Genomic DNA, 3,138 nt, shown 5'->3' on the forward strand with positions numbered 1-3,138 from the left:
ACGGCCGGTTCCTCACACCTCACGAACGGCGGAATCGTCGTACTGGTCACGCCAGACCAGCACACCTCACCAAGATCGTGTTACGAGCTCTAAGGCGATGCTGCGGCCACAGAGATTTACCGCTGCTTTGCGTGGGCATTTTGCCTCGCCCGCAAGGCGGCCAGCTTGCAATCAGCATCGACTTCTGCTGGCTCGGGCCGCGCATTTTCTCCTCGCGTGCACGATTTCACGAATACCCCCTTCCCGCATCTCTCATTCGTCTCAATGTCGAGGATGCATCCTGCGCTATAACCATGGCCATGAACGCAGGTTGGCGAGCGTTCTTGTTTGCGGTATACGAGGTAAGCGTCATAGAGGAGGGTGCCAGTTATCATTCTTCCTCGAAGAAATCTTTCGGATATATCTTCGGTATCTGCTGAGACATTCTCGGTCACGGGTAGTCCAATCTTCAGGTAGTGGGGTTCCCAGGTAGATGGGTCCTGCGAGTGATGCATTGGTCTGTGACGTTGCTCTGCAGAATTGATGTAAGTCGGCGAGGTCGATGTGCGGGTTTTGAACATGCAGGATTCGGGGCACGTCTGTGAGCTTGGGTGCCGCGGTTGGCCTGTTGATTCCGGCTGGGTGGGTTATTTGTCGGCGACGGCTGATTTTGGGGCCGTCTCCGCGAGTATTCGGATGGTGGCCTCCGGGACAGTTGACAGGGCAAGAAGACACCAGGTGGTTGAGCCGTCTCCGCTAGCTCCCCAGGAGCCGGCTCGTTGGTTAGCGATGGCTTCTACGAGCCACAGTCCCCGGCCGGTCTCCTGGCTGTTGCATGGTCTGCTCTTGGCTAGTGGGGGCTTGGGCATGCCGTCGTGTACCTGAATCAGCAGGTAGCCGTCCAAACCGTCGAGAGTTAGCGTGACTTCTTGCCCGGCGCTGTGCTGGATGGCGTTGGTAACCAGCTCGGAGACGATCAGTGCCGTGTCTTCCAATATGCAGTCCAGGCCATGGTCGATTAGGCATGTCCGGGTGAGGCTTCGCATTACTGCGACCTGTGAGGCGTCTGCAAGGCTGGGGGGTTCGCCGTCCTGGCGCTTGGCAATCGGGAAGGCGGAGGTCATCAGCTTGGTACCAGCCATGCATGGGCGGTCGAGCCGTGTGGATCCCGTCCTCATGATATTTCCTCTGCGGGCCTGGAGGAGGTGACCGCGGCTGAGGCTGGCTGAAGCGGACTGGTAGGCGCTGTCCGCCTCCCTTCGGTATCGCTACGGAATTCATCCGTGTAGCTGTGGCTTACTGTTGCCAGAGTGACAAACATTGTAAAAGGCTCCTGCCGGTGGCGGATGTGATGGAATGGGACTGATGACATCCGACGGGTTAGTTGTGCTCAGCGAGGAGCTGTGGCATCCCGATCCTCGTCGTCAAGCGAAGGTGGGGCACCCGTCAAGGGTGCGAGGCAAGACGCCTTCCGTCAGTTCTGGTGTGGAAAATACTCGATCTGGGAAAGTATCGTATATGCAATTTACGTTGGCAGTGGCGGGCATTTCGATTAAGATTGTGAGCTTGTGAAAAGCAAGCTGCACCGTGTGCAGGGCACCTACGCCATCACCGTCGGCAACAACGGGTCTGACCCGCCGACGGCACCACGGTTACCGTCCACGACATGCTCCCGAGAGGGCATTGTCGCGTGGTCGGAGGCGCGTTCATCTGATGAGGCGTCAGGGTAGGGTGAGGCTGGGTGGTGGTCGGTGGTTCAGGCCGCCGGGGGCAGGCTTGTAGCTGCCGTGATGTGGTTCCAGATCGCGAAGCGGATGAGCATCTCGAGGCGGTGGCGATGGGCGGTCATGAGGTGGCGATGGGGTCTGAAGTGGGGTGAGATTCTGGTGAACGCGGGCAGGAACCGTTGCGCACCGCCGGGGCTGCGGAAGCCTTTCATCGCGCGTTCACGCTGGCGGGTGGGCTGGTGGGAGTTCTCCGCCCGGTTGTTCAGGCCCTTGTGCGAACGGTGCTCCACCGACGGCATCACCTCACGGTGCGCCGCGCCGTAGGACTTGAGCTTGTCGGTGACGATCACCCGGGGCGCCTGACCCGCCCTCTTGAGGAGTCTCCGGAAGAAACGCCTGGCAACGGGCTTGTCCGGCCGGTTCTGGACCAGGATGTCGAGGACGTTGCCGTTGGCGTCGACGGCTCGCCACACGTACTTCTGGACTCGATTGATCTTGGTGAAGACCTCGTCGAGATGCCATTTGCCGCCGGGGCGTGGGCGCCGGCGGCGCAGACAGTTGGCGTAGGCCTGCCCGGACTTCACACACCAGCGGCGGACGGTCTCGTAGGAGACGATCAGGCCCCGCTCGAGCATGAGTTCCTCGGCCTCGCGGAAGCTCAGCGGGAAACGGAAGTACAGCCACACCTAGTGCGCGATGATCTCCGCCGGATACCGGTGGTTCCTGTACGACGGCACCCCACCCCACCCGACACGACCAGCCCCCTCGCCCGACCCAACCCGGAGACCATCTCACCCTGTCGCCGACAACGTGACAGCACCCCACACGTGCCGCTCGGTGAGGCGGTTCATCGCGGCCAGCTTCTCGTTCGCCGCGGGGAGGCTCACCCCCCAGGCCCGCGATCTCGCCGAGCCAGCCCTACTGCTTGGCCTCATCGACGCAGGCGTGGAGGTTGGCGATGATCTCGCGCAGGCGGGGCGCCTGCGCGAGATCCGGCTGTAGGGCCGACCCCGGATGCAAGCGTGCTCATGGACGCAGGGAGATCCGAAGTCACGTGCCACCAGGCCGGGATCCTCCGATCCATGGGAGCGGTCGGCGCCTCCGCGAGCAGCTCCGCTGCGCAGTCGTTCTTCACCCACTCAAGCGGGATCCTTCCCAACCGGCCTGGCTGGCCGACCGCACGCGCCGACCGGCTCGCAGTCTTTCGTTGGCTCGGCTTCTACAGCCACCGGCGCAGGCACTCCACGATCGGCTACCTCGCGCAGTCGCCTTCGAACAGAGATCAACTACGCTGGCCATCACTGCATGACAACCGGTGTCCACGATCAAGATGGAAGCCCCAAGGCCGGGAAGTTAGCGTTTTCGCAGGTGCCGCAAGCACGTTGAGGGTTCGAGGCGAAAGCACAACGGAGCTCGTTGGTACAGGCAGTCG

3 protein-coding genes are annotated in these 3,138 nt (G+C 61.9%); 1 reads left to right on the forward strand and 2 read right to left on the reverse strand.

Going from position 1 to position 3,138, the window contains the following annotated elements:
* Nucleotides 1-626: 626 nt before the first annotated feature.
* Together ABZ624_RS42535 and ABZ624_RS42540 are read right to left on the reverse strand one after the other, a co-directional pair.
* Nucleotides 627-1,121, reverse strand: coding sequence for an ATP-binding protein (locus ABZ624_RS42535; RefSeq protein WP_360101030.1), 495 nt, complete (start codon nucleotides 1,119-1,121; stop codon nucleotides 627-629).
* Nucleotides 1,122-1,735: 614 nt separating this feature from the next.
* Nucleotides 1,736-2,392, reverse strand: coding sequence for an IS6 family transposase (locus tag ABZ624_RS42540; protein WP_360101033.1), 657 nt, complete (start codon nucleotides 2,390-2,392; stop codon nucleotides 1,736-1,738).
* A 151-nt stretch (nucleotides 2,393-2,543) separates the two neighbouring features.
* Between ABZ624_RS42540 and ABZ624_RS42545 the strand changes: the two genes are divergently transcribed.
* Nucleotides 2,544-2,708 carry a hypothetical protein gene (locus ABZ624_RS42545; protein WP_360101036.1) on the forward strand — a complete coding sequence of 55 codons (165 nt, stop codon included), beginning with the start codon at nucleotides 2,544-2,546 and terminating at the stop codon, nucleotides 2,706-2,708.
* The last annotated feature ends 430 nt before the right edge of the window (nucleotides 2,709-3,138 follow it).

The sequence above is a fragment of the Streptomyces sp. NPDC007205 genome (assembly GCF_040634095.1).
Lineage (GTDB): Bacteria > Actinomycetota > Actinomycetes > Streptomycetales > Streptomycetaceae > Streptomyces.